The sequence below is a fragment of the Vibrio coralliirubri genome, assembly GCF_024347375.1.
Taxonomy (GTDB): domain Bacteria; phylum Pseudomonadota; class Gammaproteobacteria; order Enterobacterales; family Vibrionaceae; genus Vibrio; species Vibrio coralliirubri.
Window position 1 is genome coordinate 3,146,860 of record NZ_AP025470.1, and the last position, 25,124, is coordinate 3,171,983.

General features: G+C 45.9%; 17 protein-coding genes. 9 read left to right on the forward strand and 8 right to left on the reverse strand.

Going from position 1 to position 25,124, the window contains the following annotated elements; translation table 11 throughout:
- Positions 1–380: 380 nt before the first annotated feature.
- From gltB to OCV20_RS14325, 9 genes are all read left to right on the forward strand, one after another.
- Entirely contained in the window at positions 381–4,844 is a 4,464-nt protein-coding gene (gene gltB / locus OCV20_RS14285; protein ID WP_086773762.1) for a glutamate synthase large subunit, read from the forward strand.
- A 16-nt stretch (positions 4,845–4,860) separates the two neighbouring features.
- Entirely contained in the window at positions 4,861–6,273 is a 1,413-nt protein-coding gene (locus OCV20_RS14290) for an FAD-dependent oxidoreductase (protein WP_050635048.1), read from the forward strand.
- Between the two features lie 444 nt (positions 6,274–6,717).
- Positions 6,718–7,146: a DUF1499 domain-containing protein gene (locus OCV20_RS14295; RefSeq protein WP_086773763.1), complete on the forward strand. Its 429-nt coding sequence runs from the start codon at positions 6,718–6,720 to the stop codon at positions 7,144–7,146.
- A gap of 126 nt (positions 7,147–7,272) precedes the next feature.
- Positions 7,273–7,968 carry a 5'-methylthioadenosine/S-adenosylhomocysteine nucleosidase gene (gene mtnN, locus OCV20_RS14300; protein WP_086773765.1) on the forward strand — a complete coding sequence of 232 codons (696 nt, stop codon included), beginning with the start codon at positions 7,273–7,275 and terminating at the stop codon, positions 7,966–7,968.
- A 10-nt stretch (positions 7,969–7,978) separates the two neighbouring features.
- Positions 7,979–8,932: a cobalamin biosynthesis family protein gene (locus OCV20_RS14305; protein ID WP_086773766.1), complete on the forward strand. Its 954-nt coding sequence runs from the start codon at positions 7,979–7,981 to the stop codon at positions 8,930–8,932.
- 1 nt (position 8,933) lies between these two features.
- Positions 8,934–9,803, forward strand: a complete 870-nt coding sequence (gene btuF, locus OCV20_RS14310; RefSeq protein WP_086773767.1) for a vitamin B12 ABC transporter substrate-binding protein BtuF — start codon at positions 8,934–8,936, stop codon at positions 9,801–9,803.
- Between the two features lie 74 nt (positions 9,804–9,877).
- Complete coding sequence (locus OCV20_RS14315; protein WP_050649519.1) at positions 9,878–10,495, forward strand: TRIC cation channel family protein; 618 nt, start codon at positions 9,878–9,880, stop codon at positions 10,493–10,495.
- A gap of 243 nt (positions 10,496–10,738) precedes the next feature.
- Positions 10,739–11,320 carry a flavodoxin family protein gene (locus OCV20_RS14320; protein ID WP_086773768.1) on the forward strand — a complete coding sequence of 194 codons (582 nt, stop codon included), beginning with the start codon at positions 10,739–10,741 and terminating at the stop codon, positions 11,318–11,320.
- 131 nt (positions 11,321–11,451) lie between these two features.
- Positions 11,452–12,297, forward strand: coding sequence for a LysR family transcriptional regulator (locus tag OCV20_RS14325; RefSeq protein ID WP_086773769.1), 846 nt, complete (start codon positions 11,452–11,454; stop codon positions 12,295–12,297).
- On the opposite strand, the gene OCV20_RS14330 is transcribed toward OCV20_RS14325, so the two are convergent.
- The 8 genes from OCV20_RS14330 to ftsZ all read right to left on the reverse strand — a co-directional run bounded on the left by OCV20_RS14330 (position 12,248) and on the right by ftsZ (position 25,093).
- Positions 12,248–13,027, reverse strand: coding sequence for a TSUP family transporter (locus OCV20_RS14330; RefSeq protein WP_086773770.1), 780 nt, complete (start codon positions 13,025–13,027; stop codon positions 12,248–12,250). The genes OCV20_RS14325 and OCV20_RS14330 overlap by 50 nt on opposite strands.
- A gap of 195 nt (positions 13,028–13,222) precedes the next feature.
- On the reverse strand, positions 13,223–16,453 hold the full coding sequence (carB, locus tag OCV20_RS14335) for a carbamoyl-phosphate synthase large subunit (protein WP_017059294.1): 3,231 nt from the start codon (positions 16,451–16,453) through the stop codon (positions 13,223–13,225).
- A gap of 16 nt (positions 16,454–16,469) precedes the next feature.
- Positions 16,470–17,609 (reverse strand): glutamine-hydrolyzing carbamoyl-phosphate synthase small subunit, encoded by a 1,140-nt coding sequence (gene carA, locus OCV20_RS14340; protein WP_048609692.1) that lies wholly within the window; start codon positions 17,607–17,609, stop codon positions 16,470–16,472.
- Between the two features lie 503 nt (positions 17,610–18,112).
- Positions 18,113–18,937 carry a 4-hydroxy-tetrahydrodipicolinate reductase gene (gene dapB, locus OCV20_RS14345; protein ID WP_020628676.1) on the reverse strand — a complete coding sequence of 275 codons (825 nt, stop codon included), beginning with the start codon at positions 18,935–18,937 and terminating at the stop codon, positions 18,113–18,115.
- A gap of 92 nt (positions 18,938–19,029) precedes the next feature.
- A complete protein-coding gene (mutT, locus tag OCV20_RS14350) occupies positions 19,030–19,428 on the reverse strand; it encodes an 8-oxo-dGTP diphosphatase MutT (protein WP_048618233.1) in 399 nt (132 codons plus the stop codon).
- A gap of 304 nt (positions 19,429–19,732) precedes the next feature.
- Positions 19,733–22,459, reverse strand: a complete 2,727-nt coding sequence (secA, locus tag OCV20_RS14355; protein ID WP_086773772.1) for a preprotein translocase subunit SecA — start codon at positions 22,457–22,459, stop codon at positions 19,733–19,735.
- A 390-nt stretch (positions 22,460–22,849) separates the two neighbouring features.
- Positions 22,850–23,767 carry a UDP-3-O-acyl-N-acetylglucosamine deacetylase gene (gene lpxC, locus OCV20_RS14360; protein ID WP_010434751.1) on the reverse strand — a complete coding sequence of 306 codons (918 nt, stop codon included), beginning with the start codon at positions 23,765–23,767 and terminating at the stop codon, positions 22,850–22,852.
- A 96-nt stretch (positions 23,768–23,863) separates the two neighbouring features.
- Positions 23,864–25,093 carry a cell division protein FtsZ gene (gene ftsZ / locus OCV20_RS14365; protein ID WP_017059291.1) on the reverse strand — a complete coding sequence of 410 codons (1,230 nt, stop codon included), beginning with the start codon at positions 25,091–25,093 and terminating at the stop codon, positions 23,864–23,866.
- Positions 25,094–25,124 lie beyond the last annotated feature (31 nt).

A 25,124-nucleotide genomic window follows, 5' to 3' on the forward strand; every position in this document is an offset into this window, starting at 1 on the left:
ACCCTTCCTAACTTTTATATTTGGCTAGCACTCGATGCTAGCCTTTTTTCTATCTGGCATTTGTCGTTTTCAAAATCATTCTGTTGTATATGTTAAATCTCGTTAACATCCACCTTATATATCTCATTGATATCCATCGACTATTTTAGATTATTAAGTGGCTAATCGCGTTTACGCATGATAATTAACCATGAACTTGACCTTAAACACAATTAGCTATACGTTGTAAAGCTGGTGAAAATAAAATCAATCGGTTTTGTTAACACAACCAATAACGTTTTAACTGGCTAACGCGAACTATCAGTTTATAAAAACAACAAGTATATGAATAGTTAGTCATTTACTGTCTGGATGACAGAGAAGCAAAAGGGAGAATTGCAATGGCTCTATATGATCCTAGTCTTGAAAAAGACAACTGTGGATTTGGTTTAATAGCGCAAATGGAAGGCCAACCGAGTCATAAGTTGGTACGAACTGCTATTTCAGCCCTCGATCGTATGACACACCGTGGCGGTATTGCTGCGGATGGTAAAACAGGAGATGGCTGTGGCTTATTGCTTCAGAAGCCAGACTCTTATCTCAGAATTATTGCAGAAGAGAATAGCTTCAAGCTCGGCAAGCAATACGCTGTTGGCATGATTTTCTTCAGCCAAGATCCAATCAAAGCGCAAACCGCGCAAGACATCGTCAATAAAGAGCTCGCTCAAGAGACCTTAACGGTTGCAGGTTGGCGTGTCGTGCCGACCAACACCGACGTATTAGGTCCGATTGCCAAAGATTCCGTTCCCAATATTCAGCAAGTCTTTATCTCAGCACCCGCGGGTTGGCGTGAACGCGATATTGAACGACGCCTTTATATCGCTCGTCGTAGAATTGAAAAGCAGATCAGCGAAGACAAAGATTTCTATATTTGTAGCCTTTCGACACAAGTCATGGTTTACAAAGGTCTGTGTATGCCGGCCGATCTTCCGCGATTTTACCTCGATCTTGCTGACTTACGTATGGAATCGGCGATATGTCTGTTCCACCAGCGCTTTTCAACCAATACTCAGCCACGTTGGCCACTGGCTCAACCATTCCGCTATTTGGCACATAATGGTGAGATCAATACCATTGAAGGCAACCGTCAGTGGGCTAAGGCTCGTGCCTATAAATTCTCTTCTCCGTTGCTGCCAGACTTACAAACCGCTGCACCCTTTGTGAATGAGACTGGCTCAGATTCATCAAGCCTAGATAACATGCTTGACCTGTTCCTTGCCGGTGGTATGGATGTGTTCCGAGCGATGCGCATGCTTGTGCCGCCCGCTTGGCAAAATCACCCAGATATGGACCCAGATCTGCGTGCATTCTACGACTTCAACTCTAAGCACATGGAACCGTGGGATGGCCCTGCAGGTATCGTTCTTTCTGATGGTCGTTACGCTGCGTGTAACCTAGATAGAAATGGCCTGCGTCCTGCGCGTTATGTGATTACCAAAGACAACCTAATCACGCTAGCATCTGAGGTCGGTATCTGGAATTACGCACCGGATGAAGTTGCAGAAAAAGGGCGTGTCGGCCCAGGTGAATTGCTCGTCATAGATACGCGCCGCGGTAAATTGTGGCAATCTAACGAGATCGACAATGACCTTAAAGGTCGTCACCCTTATAAAGAGTGGATGGAAAAGAACGTTCACAAACTCACACCGTTTTCCGATCTGCCCGATGAGCAAGTCGGTAAGCGCAGCTTTGATGATGACACGCTCAAGACCTACCAAAAACAGTTTGCGATGAGCAACGAAGAATCAGACCAAGTACTGCGTGTGCTTGGTGATATGGGACAAGAAGCGGTAGGCTCGATGGGCGATGATACGCCAATGGCCGTACTCTCTTCTAAAGAGCGTCTCATCACTGATTATTTCCGTCAAAAATTTGCACAGGTCACCAACCCGCCGATCGATCCATTGCGTGAAAAACACGTGATGTCTTTAGCGACCAGTATCGGTAAAGAGATGAATGTGTTCTGCGAAACAGATGGTCACGCCTACCGTGTGACATTTAGCTCGCCCGTTCTTCTCTACTCTGACATGCAGCAACTTCTGCAGTTAAATCAAAAACACTATGGTCACGCAATTCTAAGCCTACACTACGATCCGACTCAGCAAGGTCTCGAACAAGCCATCAATGACTTGTGTGATCGTGCGGTTCAAGAAGTGCGTGATGGTGCTGTGCTGATTGTGCTTTCAGACAAAGGTTTAGAAAAAGGTAAACTGCCAGTTCCAGCAGCGATGGCTGTCGGTGCGGTGCAAACCAGACTTGCTGACAACAACCTAAGATGTGATGCCAACATCGTGGTCGAAACCGCAACTGCGCGCGACCCACACCAATTTGCCGTGCTGCTTGGCTTCGGTGCTACCGCAGTTTACCCATACCTCGCTTATGAAGCGTTAGGTAAAATGCTGGATGATGGCTCTTTAGACAAAGACTATCGTACCGCAATGCAAAATTACCAAAACGGCATCAACAAAGGACTGTACAAGATCATGTCGAAGATGGGTATTTCAACTATTGCCTCTTATCGCTGTTCACAGCTGTTCGAAGCTGTTGGCCTACATTCGGATATAGTTGAGCTCTGTTTCCGCGGAGTTACCACTCGAATCCAAGGTGCTAGCTTTAGCGATTTCCAACAAGATATCTATAACCTATCGCGTAAGGCATGGACTAAGCGCAAGCCGATCGAACACGGTGGTTTACTTAAATACGTACACGGCGGCGAATATCACGCCTATAACCCTGATGTAGTTGGCACTCTGCAAACCGCAGTAAAAACAGGTGAAACATCGGATTATCTCTCTTTTGCTAAGCAAGTGAATGCTCGACCAGCCGCGATGTTACGCGACTTAATGAGCCTCAAAAAAGCCGATCAACCTCTACCACTAGAGCAAGTAGAACCTAGCAGCGATCTGTTTAAACGCTTCGACTCTGCGGCGATGTCGATTGGCGCGTTGAGCCCAGAAGCGCACGAAGCATTAGCAATGGCGATGAACCGCTTGGGTGGTTACTCCAACTCTGGTGAAGGTGGTGAAGACCCACGACGTTTTGGGACTGACCGTAACTCTCGCATTAAGCAAATAGCCTCGGGCCGTTTTGGTGTGACACCACATTACTTAACCAATGCGGATGTTCTACAAATCAAGGTCGCACAAGGTGCGAAGCCCGGAGAAGGTGGTCAACTGCCCGGTCATAAAGTTACCGCAGAAATCGCTAAGTTGAGATACTCAGTTCAAGGGGTGACACTGATCTCCCCTCCTCCACATCACGATATTTATTCTATCGAGGATCTAGCGCAGCTGATTTTCGATCTTAAACAAGTGAACCCTAAAGCCTTGGTTTCAGTGAAGTTAGTCTCGGAACCGGGTGTAGGTACGATTGCAACTGGTGTAGCAAAAGCCTATGCCGATCTGATCACCATTTCCGGCTACGATGGCGGTACCGCGGCAAGTCCACTGACCTCGGTTAAATACGCAGGTTGTCCTTGGGAGTTAGGGCTAGCAGAAACTCAACAAGCATTGGTTGCCAATGGCCTGCGTCATAAGATCCGCTTGCAAGTCGATGGTGGTCTGAAAACTGGCCTTGATGTCATTAAAGGTGCGATTCTCGGTGCAGAAAGCTTTGGTTTTGGTACCGCACCAATGGTCGCAATGGGTTGTAAGTTCTTACGAATTTGTCACCTAAACAACTGTGCGACGGGTGTTGCGACTCAAGATGAAACGCTACGCCGTGAATACTTCAAAGGCCTGCCTAACATGGTGGTGAACTACTTTACTGGCCTAGCCGATGAAGTTCGCCAATACCTTGCAGAACTTGGCGTCGAAAAGCTCACCGACTTGATTGGTCGTACGGATTTGCTTGAAGCCGTTCAAGGCCTCACCGCGAAACAGAGCAAACTCGACCTATCTTCAATACTCGAAGCTCCGGTATCTCCAGAAGGTCACCCACTGTTTTGGACTGAGCCAAACGCACCATTTGATAAGGCTCAGCTCAACCAGCAGATCCTTGATGATGCGCACGATGCAATTGAGAAGCGACAGTCCACCAGTCTCTACTACAACGTGATCAACACCGATCGCTCTATTGGCGCTCGTATCTCAGGTGAAATAGCGAAACGCTACGGCAACCAAGGTATGGCAGGGTCACCGATTAAGTTATACCTCGATGGTACCGCAGGCCAATCATTTGCGGTTTGGAACGCCGGTGGCGTCGAGTTGTACCTAACGGGCGATGCTAATGACTATGTTGGCAAAGGCATGGCGGGCGGTAAGGTGGTTATCAAGCCTCACCAAGGCACTGCATTTGTTTGTAACGAAGCGACCATCATCGGTAACACCTGTTTGTATGGTGCAACCGGAGGCAAGCTATTTGCAGCAGGTACCGCAGGCGAACGATTTGGCGTACGTAACTCAGGTACCGTCGCTGTGATTGAAGGCGCAGGCGACAACGCTTGTGAGTATATGACTGGCGGTATTGTTGCCATTCTTGGCGCAACCGGGGTCAACTTCGGCGCCGGTATGACAGGTGGTTTTGCTTATGTGATGGATAAGAACGAAGACTTCCAAGGCCGAGTGAACAACGAATCGGTTGAAGCACTTTCTCTGTCTGACCTATACATCCACCAAGAACATCTACGTGGTTTAATTGCAGAGCACTTAGAAGAGACAGGTTCAGTACACGCTGAAGCGATTCTGGCGAACTTTGATGAATGGATTCCGAAGTTCTACCTAGTGAAGCCAAAGACGGCGGATCTCAACACCCTGCTCGGCCACCAAAGCCGCAGCTCTGCTGAACTTCGTGTTCAAGCGCAATAATTGGAAGGAGCCAATAATGAGCCAGAATGTATACCAATTTATTGATGTGAATCGCGTAGATCCAGCGAAGAAACCAATCAAAATACGTAAGATTGAGTTTGTAGAGATCTACGAACCTTTCACTAAACAACAAGCCAAGGCGCAAGCTGACCGCTGTTTAGACTGTGGTAACCCTTACTGTGAATGGAAGTGTCCAGTCCATAACTACATCCCTCAATGGCTCAAACTTGCCAATGAAGGGCGCATTATCGAAGCCGCTGAATTGTCTCACCAAACCAACAGCTTGCCTGAAGTTTGCGGCCGAGTCTGCCCTCAAGACCGTTTGTGTGAAGGTTCTTGTACCCTCAACGACGATTTCGGCGCAGTCACCATTGGCAACATTGAAAAGTACATCAATGACAAAGCGTTTGAGATGGGCTGGAAACCAGACATGTCGCATGTCGAATGGACCGACAAAAAGGTCGCAATCATTGGCGCAGGCCCTGCCGGTCTTGCTGCTGCTGACATCTTAGTTCGAAACGGTGTGAAGGCCGTAGTATTTGACCGCTATCCGGAAATCGGTGGCCTGCTCACGTTTGGTATCCCATCGTTCAAACTCGAGAAAGGCATCATGGAAAACCGTCGCCGTATCTTTAGTGGCATGGGGGTCGAATTTAAGATGAATACCGAGGTCGGCAAAGACGTTCAACTACAACAACTGGTCGATGACTACGATGCTGTCTTCTTAGGTGTCGGTACCTATAAAAACATGCGTGCAGGTTTAGACAACGAAGATGCACCGGGCGTTTATGATGCCCTGCCATTTCTTGTTTCCAATACCTACAAGGTCATGGAACTGGATAACCCAACGCCGTTTATCGACATGAAAGGCAAGAAGGTGGTCGTGCTTGGTGGTGGTGATACCGCGATGGACTGTGTAAGAACCTCGATTCGCCAACATGCAGCTAATGTTGTCTGTGCTTACCGCCGAGATGAAGCCAATATGCCGGGCTCTCGCCGTGAGGTGAAGAATGCGCGTGAAGAGGGTGTGAAGTTCAAGTTCAACCTCCAACCTATTGGCTTAGAGCTTAACAGCGCTGGTCGTGTGGTTGGCGTTAAATTCGTGAAAACCGCTTTGGGTGAACCTGATGAAGCAGGCCGTCGTCGCCCGGAACCTGTAGAAGGCAGTGAGCATGTTCTTGAAGCAGATGCCGTTATCATGGCATTTGGTTTCCAACCTCATGCGATGGAATGGCTAGAACCTTTCGGTGTGGAGCTCGATCAATGGGGTCGCATCAAGGCTCCTGGCAAACAAGAGTTTCAATACCAAACCACCAACAGCAAGATCTTTGCAGGTGGTGATGCGGTTCGAGGATCTGACTTAGTGGTGACCGCTATCGATGAAGGCCGTAAAGCCGCAGAAGGGATCTTGGATTACCTAGAAGTGTGATTAGGGCGTGTTGATCTTTCGAGCTGATTTTTGCAGCGAGTTGCTGGGTATTTATACAAGGCAGAGGCGTCGATGTGTAGCTAGCCTACATGAGAAGCCGATAACGTAGTAGAAATGACCAGCAAACGCTGCCCGAAGGGTTCGGCTAAAAGCGTTTTACTCTTTGTTGAGTGAGATTTGCTTAGAGAGACTAGGCTACTTCCCCCTCGCCGCGATTAAAACGCTTTTATCTCGAACAAAATTTAACCACGAAAGGTCAACACGCCCTAGTCTAAGGTTTCCTCTATTAATCAAGCCGTTACTATAAAAAGAGGATCCGTATATGGATCCTTTTTTAAGTTCGATACGTTTACCAACGGCATAACAAAGAATACGTAAAGCAATCGCAAATTAACGAATACCGAGAACTACAATTAAAATTAAAGCAAAGCCATAGGAAACACTATGAAAAAAGCCGCTCTCCTCTCACTATCTCTTTTGACTTTAACCGCTTGCAGCCAAGGAATCACGGACATGAAAGACAGAACTTCATCACCTTGTGGGGACAAACCAAACTGCGTATCAACTCAAGATGACCGTGAGCAGCACGCATTGGCCGCGTTTGAGTTGTCAGATTCAGCGAACTTAGATGCGATTGAGCAGGTTGCGCTGACCTTACCGGGCGCAAAAACCGCGAGTAAAACAGAAGATTATCTGCGTGTTGAATGTACTTCGCGCATCATGCGCTTTGTCGATGACTTAGAACTTAAAATCACCGATGGCAAACTGATCGTGCGTTCAGAGTCTCGTACTGGCCATTCTGATTTTGGCGTAAACCGAAAACGAGCTGAACAACTTCGTGCTAGCTTGAAAAGCGAAGGCCTAATCAAATAGATAAAAGAATACGCAGATAAATCGCTGCTAATCGGAAGAGAAGTGTCTCTGGGCAGTCGCTCGACACTTCTTATCCATGCTACAATTTCGCTCTACTGTTTAAATATTTTTTATAAGAGACTACACATGAAAATCGGCATCATTGGCGCAATGGAGCAAGAAGTTGCGATCCTAAAAGCAGCAATTTCAGACATTACTGAAGTTAATAAAGGCGGTTGTACCTTTTTCTCTGGTCAGCTAAATGGTGTTGACGTTGTTTTGCTTCAATCTGGAATTGGTAAAGTAGCAGCGGCTGTTGGTACTTCAATCCTACTAAGCGAATACCAACCAGATGTCGTTCTTAACACGGGCTCTGCTGGCGGCTTTGATTCAACACTGAACCTTGGCGATGTGGTTATTTCAACTGAAGTTCGTCACCACGATGCAGACGTTACAGCTTTCGGTTACGAAATCGGCCAAATGGCAGGTCAACCTGCAGCGTTCAAAGCTGACGACAACCTGATGGCTGTTGCTGAACAAGCTCTAGCACAAATGGAAGATAAGCATGCCGTTCGCGGTCTTATCTGTACTGGCGACGCATTTGTTTGCACAGTAGAACGCCAAGAGTTCATCCGCAAGCACTTCCCATCAGTTGTTGCTGTAGAGATGGAAGCATCGGCTATCGCTCAAGCTTGTCACCAATTCCAAGTACCATTCGTGGTTGTTCGTGCAATCTCTGATGTTGCAGACAAAGAATCACCAATGAGCTTCGAAGAGTTCCTGCCACTAGCAGCGCAAAGCTCTTCTGAAATGGTTATCAAGATGGTTGCCCTACTAAAGTAAGCGACTAGACATGCAAACACTGTTTGATCAGGTATTTGCAAATGGCGTGCTCCTTGTAATGTGGGGAGCACTGCTTTTTCATTTGGTTTTACCTATCCCCCATGCCGCACACCCCACAACCTTATGGCATAAGTTTGCTGAGCTTTTAGCAAGCAAGGTTAATAACAACCACAACTATTCCCAAAGTTTAATCTCAGGCACATTAGCCTGGGGGTTAATGGTACTGCCAACTCTGGTTATTCTCTTGGCACTGCAACCATTGGTTTGGCAATCTCAACTGTTTGAATTGGCACTGTTATTACTCGCGATTGATTGGCGCAATAATGAAAAGCTGGCTAACCAACTGATCAAAGCACTTGGCCGAGAAGATAAAGCGGCCGCTCGTCAGTTACTGGCTCCGATTGTCAATCGTCAAACCGAATCACTTTCGTCACTTGGCCTAGGCAAAGCCGCCACAGAAACCATCATCATGGGTTACGCTCGTAACGTAGTTTGTGTGTTGTTCTGGTACGCCATTGGTGGTGGAATCGCCGCGTTAATGTATCGCCTTTTGGTTGAGTTAGCTCGAGCTTGGTCGCCAAGTCGCAAGCAATTTTCTCCATTCGGCTCAACGGCGATCAAGATAGTCGCTATTCTCGAATTTATACCGATGCGTTTTTTTGCTTTGATGATCGTATGTGGTGATAAAGCAACGCACACATTTAAGATGATGTTAGTCCAAAGTCGCTCTTGGCCACTGCCCGGCCCTGCCTGGTTGATCACGGCCGTTGGCAACAAGCTGGAACTATCATTGGGTGGCCCTGCTATTTACGACAACACCAAAGCCATTCGCGCAAAATTAGGCGGAAGAATCGCACCGTCAGCTCTGCATCTATCTCAGGTTCAGAAACTACTCTTTGGTCGCATCGCTATCTGGATATTTTTACAAAGCCTAGTCTTACTATTTATTCACCAAGGGATTTAGAGTGAAATCTTCAGCACTTATTACAAGTCTTACTCTTTTGTCTTCCAGCTTATGGCTGCCTTTATCATTTGCAGAAGAAGCACCACTGACTCAAGAACAAGTACAGCCGGCTCAACGCGTGGTCAGCCTTGCTCCTCATGCCACTGAGCTCGCGTACAGCGCAGGTTTAGGTAACAACCTTGTCGCCGTAAGTGAACGAAGTGATTACCCACCGCAAGCCGACAAGCTTGAAAAAGTGGCAAACTATCAAGGCATCAAGGTTGAGAAGATCATCGCACTTCAGCCTGATTTGATTCTTGCGTGGCCAGCCGGAAACCCGCCCAGAGAGCTCGCGAAACTTGAGCAATTTGGTTTTAATATTTACTACTCCAAGACCAAAAGCCTAGACAGTATCGCAACCAATATTGAACAACTCAGCCAATACGCTAGCGATCCCAGTATTGGCGAAAATAACGCTCAGCAATACCGAGAGCAGCTCAACGCGTTGAGACTAAAATACAAAGATGCCGAGCCAGTAAACTACTTCTACCAGCTCAGTGAAAAGCCGATCATCACTGTTGCTCAAGGACACTGGCCAAGTGAGGTGTTTGAGTTTTGTGGTGGCCACAATATTTTTGAAGACAGCGCCTCTCCTTATCCGCAAGTTGGTATTGAACAAGTTGTATTAAGAAAACCGCAAGTGATCTTCACTTCTCAGCACGCGATTGAGAATGAAACCATGTGGCAAACATGGGAAGATGAGATCCCAGCAGTCGCTCAAAATCAGATTTGGTCCCTCAATTCAGACTGGATTAATCGCCCGACAACAAGAACTTTGAAAGCGATCCAACAAGTGTGCGATTTCTTCGATAGAGCTAGGCAAAATCACTAACTATTTGCTGCGTTTTTTCGTACAATTCGCCACCGACCTGTCCCTACAATTTTAACTATAAGAGCACCAGTATCATGGACTCCATGCTGCTTTATATTATCGATTTATTTGGCACTGCCATCTTTGCTGTCTCAGGCGTATTTGTCGCTGGCCGTCTTAAGATGGATCCCTTTGGCGTCGCCGTTCTAGGCAGTGTTACCGCAATTGGTGGCGGTACAATTCGAGACATGGCTCTGGGCGCGACTCCCGTATTTTGGATCACCGATACCACCTACCTTTGGGTCATCATCATCACTTGTTTGCTGACCATGATTATTGTAAGACGCCCGAAACGTCTGGCTTGGTGGATATTGCCGGTATGTGATGCGATTGGCCTAGCGGTGTTTGTTGGCATTGGTGTAGAAAAAGCGCTTATCTATCAAGATTCAGCACTAGTGGCCATCATTATGGGTGTCATCACTGGCTGCGGTGGCGGTATTATCCGTGACGTGCTTGCCCGTGAAGTGCCTATGATTCTAAGAAGTGAAGTCTACGCGACCGCTTGTATCATTGGTGGCGCTTTCCATACCATGGCGATCAGTATGGGGCACGATTCAGAAACTGCATTTTTGGCCGGCGTGTTCTCAACACTATTGATCAGGCTTGGCGCCATTCGTTGGCATTTATCATTGCCGACCTTCGCCATCAAATAAGCTATCGTTACAAAGTGAAAGGCTCCGCAAAGGAGTCTTTTTAAATCCGTTTTCAAATCACTGATACCCTCGATTTCCACTCTTCAAAGATCCCTTCTTTTCCTAACACTCAATTTAGTTAGTCCATTAGCTCATTAAGTTAGTAATGTTTTTTATTTACTTATCTAATCCACGAGCTATATTAATAAACAAATATCTTTATAAAGAATTTTATTTACTAACATTGGCAAAAGGGAGTTCAAGATGAGTATTGGTAAAGTGGGCATTGTTTTCTTCTCTAAGAATGGAGCAACTAAGCAAGTCGCTGAGACAATCGCTGAAGGCATTAACACTCAACAACCTAACTCAGTACTCCTTGTCGAAGTGCTATCTTCTGAAGTGTTCGAAGGAAGATATGACAATGATGATAAGCTCAAGTCATTAGACAACTGTGACGCCATTATCTTTGGCTCCCCGACTTATATGGGTTCACCAGCCGCGCAGTTTAAGAGCTTTATGGATGCAAGTAGTGATAGCTATTGTAAGAAAGCATGGCGAAATAAACTCGCAGCCGGTTTTACCACTGGTGGCAGCCTTAACGGTGAACAACAACAAACCTTGTTGAGCTTTTTCACTCTGGCTTGTCAGCATGGCATGATTTGGGCTGGGCTTGATATCTCAAAGCACATTGATGACTTAGGTTTGAATCGCACAGGATCAAGCATTGGTTTGGTCGCCAGTGAAGATGAGACGGCAGATAACACCAGTAATCACATCAACAGTAACGATCTTCAGACTGCTTTCTATTTTGGTCAGCGCATCGCAAGTCTAGTAAAAAGAACCTAACTAACTAATTAACTGACGGGCTAGCTTCAAAACTCCTAGCTTGTTTGATATCTATGAGCCCAAGACTAGAGAATGAACGTTGTTTGAGGTAAGTTGAAACAATCATTCCCAACTTTCATGAATATAACCCAATGCTACTCGAAGGAATCGAAACTCTACTGGTATTGAGTAAAGCCAAGACCATGAGCCGCACAGGCAGTTTGCTTTATATCAGCCAATCAGCGGTCAGCAAACGGATTGCGAATTTAGAAAAGAAGCTAGGTAAAAAGCTCATTGAACCGAGTGGCCGACAGATAAAACTCACGCCAGATGCGATAGCATTAATCGAGAGTATTGGCCCTACATTCAATGAACTTCGCGGGCTTATTTATGAGCAGCAAGAGTTGGAAGATACCACTCTCATTACCCTAGACAGCTCTAAGTCTCTGATAGCCGGTTATTTAGGTGAGATGATGGGCCAATTTATCCAGCAAGATAAATACATCACCATTACTACCAACCACACGCCGAGAATCATAGAGCGAGTGCAATCAGGTAAGGCGACATTGGGGTTGTGTGCTGGCTTACTGCCACCGCATCATGGGTTGATGACCTTCCATCTATTTGATGAGCCGTTTTACATAGTGAGTAAGTCACCGCTAACGGAGCTTCCTCCAATGGTCATCACTAACGACATGACCAATCCTGCCAATTCTTATCAACTTTCTGTATTAGAGAAGTTTGGTATCAAACCCTTGATGGAGATGGATGCCTACACCGCAGCGGCGCAACTTGCATTGGGCGGGACTGGGCCAGCGTTGATCCCGCTCTCTATCGTAAAAACACTCAATATTGAGTCTCAATATCTGTATAGCTTCACCGAATTAGCAGGCTTGATTCGGCCGATTCATATCTGTGTCAGACCAAATAGCTATCAGTCTCCACGAGTTAAAACACTGATAGAATCCATTCTTGATGCTGTTCCCAGAGCAGTTTAGACGCCATTAGCATCGACATCACGATCACAAGGGGGCGAATCCATTTCTGCCCTTTTGTCACCACCACTTTAGCGCCAAGCTGAGCGCCCATAAAACCGCCGACCGCCATCACTAATCCCAACTCCCAAATAGGTAAACCAGCCAAAATAAAGAAAATTAAGGCAGCGATATTCGAGGTGAAGTTAAGTACTTTAGTACGCGCCGTAGCATCGACTAACGAGAAGTGACCAATCGCAACAAAGCAGACAGTGAAGATAGAACCTGTTCCAGGGCCAAAAAAGCCATCATAGAAACCCACACCGCCACCTACACACAGAGCAAACATCGCCTCAGAGATCTTCTGTTTTCCTTCAGACGCTCTAGTTTGGGGTGCTAACAGGAAATAGAGGGAAATAGCGATAAGCAGCAGTGGGATAACACTGGTCAGTAGGCTCGCATCAATGTGCTGAACTAACTCGGCGCCAATAGCAGAGCCGATAAAGGTACAAAAGATAGCAAGGCGCATCTCTTTGATGCTGACAATACCGTTGCGCACGAAATACCAACTCGCAGAGAAGCTGCCAAATGAGCTTTGGAGTTTGTTGGTTGCCAGTGCCTGCGTCGGTGGAACTCCAGCCGCTAGCAATGCAGGTAGAGTCAGTAACCCACCGCCGCCAGCCATTGCATCAATAAAGCCTGCTGCCGTTGCAACAACAAACAAGATAGCCAATATTTCTAGAGTGATTTCCATATACCCAACGCCTTAAAGTCCTGTGTAGCGACAAGTTACCACTCACGACAGACGAGCAATAACGAAACACAAGATTCTAACCTATTCCAAATATTCATCATTAAGTTACCGCGGAATAACAGACATAAAAAAGCCCACTCCGAAGAGTGGGCTTTGAGCATTTATATCCGCTTATCAGCGATACACTTTAGGCGATTAAGCTTGAGAAGCTTTAACCTGAGCGTGTAGCTCTTGAACTGAAGTTACTGACGTTTTCGCGTCTGCAGTGTGCGCCATACAAGTCGCGAATGCAGCGTTTAGCGTAGTCGTGTAGTTAACTTTCTCAGCCAATGCACCACGACGAAGAACTTTAGAATCTTCAATCGCTTGACGGCCAGCTGCAGTGTTCACGATGTACGTGTACTCGTTGTTCTTGATACGGTCAAGAATGTGAGGACGACCTTCGTGTACCTTGTTCACTAGACGTGGGTTGATGCCCGCTTCGCCAAGAATAACCGCAGTACCGTGCGTTGCGTCTAGCTGGTAACCAAGCTTAGATAGCTTAGATGCTAGGTCAACAACACGCTCTTTGTCGCCTTCGCGAACAGAAAGAAGTGCACGGCCGCCTTCTGGGTAGATGTTGCCACAACCCAATTCAGCTTTAGAGTATGCTTCTGCGAACGTCGCACCAACACCCATAACTTCACCAGTAGAGCGCATTTCTGGGCCTAACAGTGGGTCAACACCAGGGAACTTGTTGAATGGAAGTACAACTTCTTTCACTGAGTAGTAAGGTGGGATGATTTCTTTCGTAAAGCCTTGAGACTCTAGAGATTGACCCGCCATTACACGAGCGGCAATCTTAGCGATTGGCGCGCCAGTTGCTTTAGATACGAATGGAACCGTACGTGCTGCACGAGGGTTAACCTCAATTAGGTACACTTCATTGTTCTTAACAGCAAACTGCGTGTTCATCAGACCACGAACACCCAACTCGAACGCTAGCTTTTCAACTTGCTCGCGCATTACGTCTTGGATTTCTTGGCTTAGCGTGTATGCAGGAAGAGAACATGCTGAGTCACCTGAGTGAACACCCGCTTGCTCGATGTGCTCCATGATACCGCCGATTACAACGCGCTCACCGTCACAAATCGCATCTACGTCAACTTCAACAGCGTCATCTAGGAAGCTATCAAGTAGTACTGGAGATTCGTTTGATACGCTTACTGCTTCGTTGAAGTAGCGACGTAGGTCTTGCTCGTCGTATACGATTTCCATCGCACGACCACCAAGTACGTAAGAAGGACGTACAACCAGTGGGAAGCCGATTTCGCGAGATTTCTCTACCGCTTGCTCCATTGTTGTTACTGTCGCGTTTTCTGGTTGAAGTAGGCCTAGACGGTCTACAGCAACTTGGAAACGCTCACGGTCTTCTGCGCGGTCGATTGCGTCTGGGCTAGTACCGATGATTGGTACGCCAGCAGCTTCAAGAGCACGTGCCAGTTTAAGTGGCGTTTGGCCACCGTACTGAACGATAACGCCTTTTGGCTTCTCAACGCGAGCAATTGCTAGTACGTCTTCCAGAGTTACTGGTTCGAAGTACAGACGGTCAGACGTATCGTAGTCTGTAGAAACTGTCTCAGGGTTACAGTTAACCATGATAGTTTCGTAGCCATCTTCACGTAGCGCTAGTGATGCGTGTACACAACAGTAGTCAAATTCAATACCTTGGCCGATACGGTTTGGACCGCCGCCTAGAATCATGATTTTTTCTTTGTCTGTTGGGTTTGCTTCACACTCGTCATCGTAAGATGAGTACATGTAAGCCGTATCTGAAGAGAACTCAGCTGCACACGTATCTACACGCTTGTACACCGGGTGGATATCGTATTGGTCACGTAGACGACGGATTTCGCTTTCTGCTACACCTAGAATCTTAGATAGGCGCGCATCAGCAAAACCTTTACGCTTAAGCTTGTTTAGCTCGTCTTTATTTAGACCAGCAAAGCCTTTCGCTTTAAGTTCTTGCTCTAGCTTAACGATGTCTTCGATTTGAACTAGGAACCAACGGTCGATTTGCGTTAAGTTGAATACACCATCTACCGACATACCAGCACGGAATGCGTCAGCGATGTACCAAATACGCTCTGCGCCAGCTTCTTTTAGTTCGTGACGGATAGTCGTTAGAGCATCTGGTGCATCTAGGTCTACCATTTCGTCAAAACCAGTCGCGCCAACTTCTAGGCCGCGAAGTGCTTTTTGTAGAGATTCTTGTTGGTTACGGCCGATAGCCATAACTTCACCAACCGACTTCATTTGCGTCGTTAGACGGTCGTTAGCACCTGCAAATTTCTCGAAGTTAAAACGAGGAATCTTAGTTACTACGTAGTCGATTGTTGGTTCGAATGATGCTGGAGTTGCGCCGCCAGTGATGTCATTCATTAGCTCGTCTAGCGTGAAACCAACAGCCAGTTTCGCTGCAATCTTAGCGATTGGGAAACCTGTTGCTTTAGATGCTAGTGCAGAAGAGCGAGATACACGTGGGTTCATCTCGATGATAACCATACGGCCATCTTTCGGGTTGATACCAAACTGTACGTTTGAACCACCTGTTTCAACACCAATCTCGCGCAGTACTGCTAGAGATGCGTTACGCATTAGTTGGTATTCTTTGTCTGTCAGCGTTTGAGCTGGAGCCACGGTGATTGAGTCACCAGTGTGAATACCCATAGGGTCGAAGTTTTCAATCGCACATACGATGATGCAGTTGTCGTTTTTGTCACGAACCACTTCCATCTCGTACTCTTTCCAACCGATAAGTGATTCATCGATAAGAAGTTCGTTAGTTGGAGATAAATCCAAACCACGACGACAGATTTCTTCAAATTCTTCTTTGTTGTAAGCGATACCGCCACCAGTACCACCCATCGTGAACGATGGACGAATGATACAAGGGAAGCCAACCATGTCTAAAACTTTGTAAGCTTCTTCCATCGTTTTCGCTGTATCAGCAGTCGGACACTCAAGGCCAATTGCTTTCATTGCTTTATCGAAGCGTGAACGGTCTTCTGCTTTATCGATAGCGTCAGCCGTTGCACCAATCATTTCAACACCGAACTCTTCAAGAACGCCGTGCTTTTCTAGGTCTAGAGCACAGTTCAATGCAGTTTGGCCACCCATAGTAGGTAGAACTGCATCAGGCTTCTCTTTAGCGATGATGTTACGCACAACTTCCCATTGGATAGGCTCGATGTAAGTTGCATCTGCCATATCTGGGTCAGTCATGATTGTCGCTGGGTTCGAGTTTACAAGAATAACTCGGTAACCTTCTTCGCGAAGCGCTTTACAAGCTTGAGCACCAGAGTAATCGAATTCACATGCTTGGCCGATAACGATCGGGCCAGCACCTAGAATAAGAATACTTTTAATGTCAGTACGTTTTGGCATTGTCTACTACTCCGAATTACGCTGTGTGCTGTTTGATTAGTTCAATAAAGTGGTCGAATAACGGCGCTGCGTCTTCTGGACCTGGGCTCGCTTCAGGGTGACCTTGGAAGCTGAATGCTGGTTTGTCTGTACGGTGAATACCTTGTAGAGAACCATCAAATAGTGATTTGTGCGTTGCACGTAGTGTCTCTGGAAGGGTTTCTTCGTCAGCAGCAAAGCCGTGGTTTTGCGAAGTAATCATCACAACATCACGATCTAAATCTTTAACCGGGTGGTTTGCACCGTGGTGACCAAACTTCATCTTCACTGTCTTAGCGCCTGACGCAAGAGCAAGAATCTGGTGACCTAGACAGATACCGAAGATTGGTAAGCCTTTTTCTAGGAACACTTTTGTCGCTTCAATTGCGTAAGTACATGGTTCTGGGTCACCAGGGCCATTTGAAAGGAAAACACCGTCTGGGTTCAGAGCAAGTACTTCTTCAGCTGAAGTCTCAGCAGGAACAACCGTTAGGCGGCAGCCGCGGTCAACAAGCATTCGTAGGATGTTTCGTTTTGCACCGAAGTCATAAGCAACAACGTGGTATGGCAATTCTGAGTCTGCTTTCGCTTCAGGAAGTCCACCCGTAAGCGTCCACGAACCTTGTTTCCATTGATACGCTTCTTTTGTTGTAACTTCTTTCGCAAGGTCCATACCTTTCAGGCCAGGGAATTCTTTTGCTTTAGCTAGAGCCAAAGCTTCGTCTAGGTTGTTACCCGCTACGATACAACCGTTCTGTGCGCCTTTTTCACGAAGAATACGCGTCAGCTTACGAGTATCGATATCAGCGATACCAACAACGTTTTGTGACTTAAGGTAATCAGAAAGGGATTGTTCATTACGGAAGTTAGAAGCGATTAGAGGGAGATCGCGAATCACAAGGCCTTGAGCGTGGATTGAAGAAGATTCTTCGTCTTCGGAATTGGTTCCGGTATTGCCAATGTGAGGGTAAGTAAGGGTAACGATTTGTTGAGAATAGGAAGGATCAGTGAGGATTTCTTGGTACCCCGTCATCGAGGTATTAAAAACGACTTCACCAACTGCAGAACCTACAGCGCCAATGGCTTCACCGTGAAATACTGTCCCATCTTCTAGGACGAGTAGTGCTGACTTCTTCAAGACAACCTCCAGAAATAAAAATGCATTAAAATTGATTTAATTTGCAAATCTACCTTCCTGCAACACCAAAAACTGCGTGTTTATGGAAATTAGACAAATTGGCGGTATTTTAGTGATCTGCGTGATACGTGTCAACATTTAACTCAAAAGAAATTAAACATTTGTAAGGACTAATTCAATTTACCCCCTCAAAGCTCCAAAAGTTCAACTTTCATACGCATTTAGTTCGAATATTACGATTTTCTAATTTTAACCCCTCATTTTAACCAATCATAGAGTGACAAAAATATCAGCAACAAAACGCAATCGATAAATACCAAGAGAAAACATGACAATTTAAAGAACTAAAGCAAAAAACACACTAAAGCCCACATAAACAACATAGAAATAGAGGAAAAACGGCGATAAGAAGAAAGTAGAAGGAAGATCGTAGAAGTGAGATTACTAAGGAAAAGGCACCAAATAAAGAAAGCGCCGGCAATTGCCAGCGCATAAATATCTATTTACAGGTCATTCAAACCAAGCACATCCGTCATGGTATAAAAGCCTGCTGGTTTATCATTTAGCCAAACCGCAGCCTTGATTGCGCCATTAGCAAAGGTCATTCGATCAGTGGCTTTATGGGTAATTTCCACTCGCTCACCGATATCAGCAAACATAGCGGTGTGTTCACCAATAATGTCACCGGCACGAATCGTCGCGAAACCAATCTCATCTTTAGTGCGCTCGCCAGTAATACCCTCGCGTGACCATACGGCTACATCGTTTAGCTCGTTGCCCATCGCACCCGCAATAGCTTCGCCCATACCAATCGCAGTACCTGACGGTGCATCGACTTTATGACGGTGATGAGCCTCAACGATCTCGACATCACAATAGTCGCCCATCACTTTAGCGGCCTTCTCTAGCAGCTTAAATACTAGGTTTACACCAACGCTGTAGTTAGGAGCCATTACGATAGCCATCTCTTTTGAAGCAGCATCAATCACTTGCTTCTCTTCTTCAGAGAAACCCGTCGTACCGATGATCAGTTTTTTACCGTGACGTTTACAAAGTTCAATATTCGCTAATGTGCTAACAGGGGCAGTAAAATCGACAATCACATCAAACTCTTCGATGGCTTTAGACAAATCATCGACTAAAGCAACATCAAAACGACCTTCACCGCATAACTCGCCGACATCTACGCCGACCAAAGATGACTCTGGACGCTCTGAACCAGCTCCAACACTTGCTTCTGAATTATGATGAGCGGCTTTCACCAAGTTGCGGCCCATACGGCCCGCTGCTCCTGCAATTGCAATTCTTACCACTGCGAATATCTCCATTGTTTTGGTTACCGTTGCCACTTATCTCTTGCAGCAACGTTCAATCGATTAATCTCTTTAAACTAACAACAATCTCAAACTCAGGCTAGCAATTACGAAAACTCTTTTATTACTCGCTCTAAAATTGGCACATTTGCCTCTGGGAAGGCGTATTGATTCAATGATTCTAGGCTTACCCATTCACCTTGTTGACCTTCTTTACCATAAGGTTGCTCTTCAAAGTCAGTCACAAGGATGAAATCAAACTTAAGCGACTTATCGGTGTAATCAAATTCAAGGTGCTCAAACAGAGACTGTTCTGTCACCTTGATGCCAATCTCTTCATCAAGCTCACGAGTCATCGCTTGCTCAATGGTTTCACCCTCTTCAACCTTGCCGCCAGGAAATTCCCAGAAACCGCCTTTGTGTTTGTCGTCCGGACGTTTAGTAATAAATACCTGTGACTTGTCTTGGTTGAAGATAATGCCCGCTACAATATGGATTCTTTTCATGTGTTGGTGTTCCTTCTATGTCCCTACCGTCATTCCCTACAATGAGGAACGAATTAGATAGGGAATCTGCTCTTTTGTTAGTTCGAAAGATCCCCGACTCGCTCGTACCTCACTCTCGAGGATGACGCTATCAAAACCTTATTATTTACATACAAAAAGAGCCGCCTAAGCGACTCTTTTTATCATTAAGTTTTGTGAAGCTAAGCTGTGACGTGGTGAGTGCGAGGAGGAGGCACGGAGCTTACGTGAGTAAGTGAGTACCTCCGACACTGCAATCATCCGTTACAGCAACGATTCACCAAACTTAGTCAATTTTACCGTGACACTGTTTGTATTTTTTGCCACTTCCACATGGACATGGTTCATTACGACCCACTTTACGCTCATCACGTACTACCGTTTGTGGAGATGCCGCTTCAGCTTCATCGTCAGCTAGCTGGTTTTCAGCCGTTGCATGTTGTGCTTGTGCACGACGCGCCGCTTCTTCAGCTTGAGCTTGACGTTGAGCTTCCATCTTTTCAACTTCTTCTTGTTGCTGAACGCGAACTTTAGAAAGGATGGTAACAACGTCTGTTTTTAGTACATCTAGTAGGCCTTCAAACAGTTCAAACGACTCGCGCTTGTACTCTTGTTTCGGGTTCTTCTGAGCGTAACCACGTAAGTGGATACCTTGACGAAGGTGATCCATCGCTGCCAAGTGCTCTTTCCAAAGACCATCTAGCGTTTGTAGCATCACAGATTTCTCGAAGTTACGCAGTACTTGAGCACCAACCACTTCTTCTTTCTGTTTGTACGAATCAACCGCCATAGCAAGAATACGCTCACGCAATGCTTCTTCATAAAGCTTGTCGTCTTCGTCTAACCAACCTTGAATATCAAAGTCTAGATCGAAGTCATTCTTCAGACGATCTTGCAGACCCGCGATATCCCACATGTCTTCAAGAGACTGAGGTGCGATGTATTCATCAATCACAGATGCCAGTACATCTTCACGGTTGTGTTCGATCATCTCGCTGATGTCGTCAGAGCTCATCAGTTCATCACGTAGCTCATAAACCACTTTACGTTGGTCATTGGCTACATCATCGTACTCAAGAAGCTGCTTACGGATATCGAAGTTACGACCTTCAACTTTACGTTGTGCTTTTTCAATTGAGCGAGAAAGCATCTTAGATTCGATCGCTTCGCCTTCGTCCATACCACTTTGGATAAGACCAGCCATACGATCCGATGTGAAGATACGTAGCAGAGAATCTTCCATTGATAGGTAGAAACGAGAAGAACCCGCATCACCTTGACGACCAGAACGACCACGTAGCTGGTTATCGATACGGCGAGATTCATGACGCTCAGTACCAATGATGTGCAGACCACCTGACTCAAGCACTTTATCGTGGATTACTCTCCAGTCAGCTTTGATCTTCTCGATCTGCTCTTTGGTTGGATTCTCTAGCTTCTCAACTTGTGCCTGCCAGCTACCACCTAACACGATATCGGTACCACGACCAGCCATGTTAGTTGCGATAGTTACCGCACTCGGCATACCAGCTTGTGCAACGATCTCTGCTTCCATTTCGTGGAATTTAGCATTTAGAACGCTGTGCTTAATTTTTGCCTTTTTCAGTGCGTTAGACAGTAGTTCAGACTTCTCGATAGAAACCGTACCAACCAATGATGGCTGACCAGCAGCTACACGGTCTTTAATGTCTTCAATGATCGCATTGAACTTGTCTTCTTCAGTACGATAAACCACATCTGGCATATCGTTACGAACCATAGGTTTGTTGGTTGGGATAACCACCGTTTCTAGGCCGTAGATAGACTGGAATTCGAAAGCTTCTGTATCGGCTGTACCTGTCATACCTGACAGTTTTTCGTATAGACGGAAGAAGTTCTGGAATGTAATCGATGCTAGCGTCTGGTTTTCATTCTGAATCTTCACACCTTCTTTAGCTTCAACAGCTTGGTGTAAACCTTCAGACCAACGACGACCTGGCATAGTTCGACCAGTATGTTCATCAACGATAACCACTTCGCCTTCTTCAGTAACGATGTAGTCGACGTCTTTCTCAAACAGTACGTGTGCACGCAGTGCTGCATTAACATGGTGCAACAGACTGATGTTTGTTGGAGAGTAAAGCGTGTCACCCTCTTCCATCAGGCCGTTTTTGACCATTAGCTCTTCTACAAATTCTTGACCGTTTTCAGTCAGGTGAACCTGCTTCGATTTCTCGTCCATGGTGTAGTGACCTTCACCACGGTACTCTTCAGAATCTTCTTTATCTTGGCGCTCAAGGTTAGGGATCAACGTGTTAATACGCGTGTAAAGATCTGAACTATCTTCAGCTGGGCCAGAGATAATAAGTGGAGTACGAGCTTCATCGATTAAGATTGAGTCAACCTCATCGACAACTGCAAAGAAGCGCTCACGTTGAACACGATCTTCAGCACGGAAGGCCATGTTGTCACGTAGGTAATCGAAGCCAAACTCGTTGTTTGTTCCGTATAGGATATCCGCTTGGTACGCTTCTTTCTTCTCTGGTGGAGCCATGTTTGGCACGTTCACGCCAACAGTCATACCAAGGAATTCAAATAATGGGCGGTTTGTTTCCGCATCACGCTTCGCTAGGTAGTCGTTCACCGTTACTACGTGAACACCTTTGCTAGGTAGGGCGTTAAGATAAGCTGGTAGGGTTGCTGTAAGAGTCTTACCTTCACCAGTACGCATTTCTGCAATTTGGCCAGCATTTAGAACCATGCCACCAATCATTTGCACGTCAAAGTGACGCATGCCGTAAACACGCTTAGACGCTTCACGTACCGTTGCAAATGCTTCAGGTAGAAGTTGGTCTAGCGATTCACCTTTATCTAAGCGCTCACGAAACTCAACCGTTTTTGCTTTTAGCTCTTCGTCTGAAAGTGCTTCAAACGATGGTTCGAAGTTATTAATTTCTTTTACAATTTTTCTAAGGCGGCGCAGTGTTCTGTCATTGCGACTGCCAATTACCTTTGTCAGCAGCTTAGTAATCATGTGCTTGGAATCTCTTCGTTCTCAGATCGTCCGCGATCTATTTTAAATGCCGTCAGTGTCTCTACTAGCTATGAACTAGTCTTCAGTTACTAACCAAGGATACTGAGATAAATCTAGTATCTTTGATATTGTACTTGAGAGTAGAGTTTTCAAGGCTTGAGTTAAAATTAATGCCCTTTAGTGTAAGTAATTTTCACACCAACAACCATTTATAACCCCATTTGTTTGATGTGCTTGGAACTTTTCTTTCTAATTGCTGATGGATTAGCCAGACTGCAGCTCATTGGGAGACAACTTTCGGATGTTGACGACACTGTATCTGGAAAATAGACACAAAAAAACCAGGTCAATGACCTGGTTTTCGAAATCTTATATTGCTGTAAACAACAATTACGCTAGAACCATTCCTGGCTCAGCAAATGCAACAGGAGAGCCTACCTCTTCTTCGAATGTTGCCCATTCCCAAGCTTCTGCGTCAGCAAGTACTGCACGTAGTAGTTGGTTGTTTAGGCCGTGACCTGATTTGTATGCACGGAACTCACCAATAATAGCGTGTCCACACATGTACAAGTCACCAATCGCATCTAGCACTTTATGAGTTACGAACTCATTGTCAAAACGTAGACCTTCTTCATTAAGAATTCGGTATTCGTCAAGTACGATAGCATTATCAAAGCTACCACCAAGTACTAGGTTTTGAGATTGTAGATACTCAATGTCGCGCATGAAGCCGAAAGTACGAGCGCGAGAAATTTCTTTCACAAAACCTTGTGAAGAGAAATCAAACAACAAACGTTGCTCATCAGATTCAATAGCTGGGTGGTTAAAGTCGATCTCAAAGTCCATACGGAAGCCGTTAAATGGAACAAATTCTGCCCACTTATCGCCATCTTCAAAACGGATAGGCTTTTTGATACGAATAAAACGCTTTGCTGCATTCAGTGTTTCTACACCCGCTTGCTGTAGCAAGTATACGAATGGGCTTGCGCTACCATCCATAATTGGGATCTCAGGTGCATCTACTTCAACAATAATGTTGTCGATGCCCATACCCGCTAAAGCTGCGTTAAGGTGTTCCACTGTAGAGATACGTACGCCTTCGTCATTAACAAGAGCTGTACATAGCATAGTGTCACGAACTGACGCTGGATCAGCTGGGAAATCTACAGGTGGATTTACATCTGTACGACGATAAACAATACCTGTATTTGCAGCTGCCGGGCGAAGAGTAAGTGTGACTTTACGACCAGAGTGGAGACCCACACCAGTTGTTTTCACAATTTCTTTCAGAGTACGTTGTCTGATCATCTGCTTGCCTCGTTATCAGTGCTACAAATCACGGTCAGTATTTACCGACCGCGAATTTTACCATTAATTCGACGATAGTCAAATTTTGGGTATTTGTTAATCAGCCTGACGTCGTAAGAATGCTGGAATATCTAAGTATCCACTCTCTTTCTCAGCCTTAGGTGCTGCACTTTGGCTAGCGCCTGTACCTGAAGAAACAGGTGACGTTGTTGGCTGCGGCTTAACTTGAGGTTTAACCTCAGTTTTTTCTTGCAATGGTTGTGCCACTTTCTCTTCCACTTTTGGTGCAGTTTGAGCCGCTACCTGTGGTTGAGGAGTTGGTGCAACCTTAGCTTTACCACCAGCAACTAATGTAATGTCTGGTTTTTTCTCTGTGCCGATACCTGTTGCTACAACAGTTACACGGATTTCATCCGTCATATCAGGGTCTAGAGAAGTACCAATCACAACTGTTGCGTTATCAGATGCGAATGCCTTAACTGTATTACCTACTGTTTCGAACTCATCTAGACGCATATCTAGGCCTGCTGTGATGTTCACAAGAACGCCACGTGCGCCAGCTAGGTCGATGTCTTCTAGTAGTGGGCTAGAAATTGCCGTTTCAGCAGCTTCTTCAGCACGGTCTTCACCTTTTGCGATACCGCTACCCATCATTGCATGACCCATCTCAGACATTACGGTGCGAACATCCGCGAAATCGACGTTAATCATACCTGGGCGAGTAATTAGCTCAGCGATACCTTGTACAGCGTTTTTAAGTACATCATTGGCACTTGCGAAAGCTTCTAGCAGAGTTACGCCGCGGCCAAGTACTTTAAGTAGCTTCTCATTTGGAATCGTAATTAAAGAATCCACATGTTTAGAAAGCTCTTCAATACCTTGCTCAGCAAACGCTAAACGCTTTTTGCCTTCAAAGCTAAATGGCTTAGTTACAACAGCAACCGTTAGCACACCCAACTCTTTCGCAACTTCAGCAATAACTGGAGCAGCACCTGTACCAGTACCACCGCCCATACCAGCTGCGATAAATACCATATCGGCGCCAGTTAGAACTTCTTTAATTCTTTCTCGATCTTCGAGAGCTGCATCACGGCCTACTTGTGGGTTTGCACCAGCGCCCAAACCTTTAGTGATATCACCACCAATTTGGATCACGCTGCTCACGCTCGTTTTACGAAGTGCTTGTGCATCAGTGTTAACACTGATGAATTCTACGCCTTCGATTGATTCACGTACCATGTGCTCAACAGCGTTACCGCCACCGCCACCAACTCCAACGACTTTAATTACTGCATCGTCAGACATTTCCATCATCGGTTCAAACATGTGTTATCTCCGTTTTTTCCTGCAACTCAGG

Excerpts from the sequence above, each read along its gene's own strand:
- gltB (WP_086773762.1), top strand. The coding sequence starts at position 381 with ATGGCTCTATATGATCCTAGTCTTGAAAAAGACAACTGTGGATTTGGT.
- OCV20_RS14290 (WP_050635048.1), top strand. The coding sequence starts at position 4,861 with ATGAGCCAGAATGTATACCAATTTATTGATGTGAATCGCGTAGATCCA.
- OCV20_RS14295 (WP_086773763.1), top strand. The coding sequence starts at position 6,718 with ATGAAAAAAGCCGCTCTCCTCTCACTATCTCTTTTGACTTTAACCGCT.
- mtnN (WP_086773765.1), top strand. The coding sequence starts at position 7,273 with ATGAAAATCGGCATCATTGGCGCAATGGAGCAAGAAGTTGCGATCCTA.
- OCV20_RS14305 (WP_086773766.1), top strand. The coding sequence starts at position 7,979 with ATGCAAACACTGTTTGATCAGGTATTTGCAAATGGCGTGCTCCTTGTA.
- OCV20_RS14315 (WP_050649519.1), top strand. The coding sequence starts at position 9,878 with ATGGACTCCATGCTGCTTTATATTATCGATTTATTTGGCACTGCCATC.
- OCV20_RS14320 (WP_086773768.1), top strand. The coding sequence starts at position 10,739 with ATGAGTATTGGTAAAGTGGGCATTGTTTTCTTCTCTAAGAATGGAGCA.
- OCV20_RS14325 (WP_086773769.1), top strand. The coding sequence starts at position 11,452 with ATGCTACTCGAAGGAATCGAAACTCTACTGGTATTGAGTAAAGCCAAG.
- OCV20_RS14330 (WP_086773770.1), bottom strand. The coding sequence starts at position 13,027 with ATGGAAATCACTCTAGAAATATTGGCTATCTTGTTTGTTGTTGCAACG.
- carB (WP_017059294.1), bottom strand. The coding sequence starts at position 16,453 with ATGCCAAAACGTACTGACATTAAAAGTATTCTTATTCTAGGTGCTGGC.
- dapB (WP_020628676.1), bottom strand. The coding sequence starts at position 18,937 with ATGGAGATATTCGCAGTGGTAAGAATTGCAATTGCAGGAGCAGCGGGC.
- mutT (WP_048618233.1), bottom strand. The coding sequence starts at position 19,428 with ATGAAAAGAATCCATATTGTAGCGGGCATTATCTTCAACCAAGACAAG.
- secA (WP_086773772.1), bottom strand. The coding sequence starts at position 22,459 with ATGATTACTAAGCTGCTGACAAAGGTAATTGGCAGTCGCAATGACAGA.
- lpxC (WP_010434751.1), bottom strand. The coding sequence starts at position 23,767 with ATGATCAGACAACGTACTCTGAAAGAAATTGTGAAAACAACTGGTGTG.
- ftsZ (WP_017059291.1), bottom strand. The coding sequence starts at position 25,093 with ATGTTTGAACCGATGATGGAAATGTCTGACGATGCAGTAATTAAAGTC.